The organism is Mycobacterium sp. NGS17 (genome assembly GCF_059813205.1).
Window position 1 is genome coordinate 1 of record NZ_JCALED010000034.1, and the last position, 634, is coordinate 634.

1 protein-coding gene is annotated in these 634 nt (G+C 69.4%); it reads left to right on the plus strand.

From position 1 onward, the window contains the following. Positions 1 to 634: AMP-binding protein (locus AC5Y7E_RS24225; RefSeq protein WP_499950949.1), on the plus strand; the 634-nt coding region annotated here is incomplete at both ends.

The following is a 634-nucleotide window of genomic DNA, read 5'->3' on the forward strand; positions in this document are numbered from 1 at the left end:
GTGGTGTCGTTGGCCCCACGCTGGAGCCAGAACGGGCAGCCCGCCGGGATCTCGGGGGCAGTGGAGTTCCGCACCGATGTGTTCGATGCGGCCAGCATCGAGACACTGATCGGCAGGTTGCAGCGGGTGTTGGCGGCGCTGACCGCCGACCCCGACCAGCGGCTGTCGGCGATCGAGGTCCTCGATGAACCCGAGCAGGCCGAGTTGGAGGTGCTCGCTAACCGCGCCACCTTGACGAGGGCCACCAGCCCAGCGGTGTCGGTGCCGGTGTTGTTCGCCGCTCAAGTTGCTCGTGTCCCGCAGGCGGTGGCGGTGAGCTTCGCGGGCGCCTCGATGACCTACCGCGAGCTCGATGAGGCCTCGACCCGGTTGGCGCACCTGTTGGCCGGTCACGGGGTGGGCCCGGGACAGTGTGTGGCACTGGTGTTTTCGCGCTCGGCGCAGGCGATCACCGCGATGGTGGCGGTATTGAAGACCGGGGCGGCTTATCTGCCGATCGACGCCGCCGCCCCGGCAGCGCGCATCGAGTTCATGCTCACCGACGCGGCCCCGGTCGCTGTGGTGACCACTACCGCGTTGCGCTCGCGGCTGGACGGCCATGACGTGAGGGTCATCGAGGTCGACGACCCCGCGG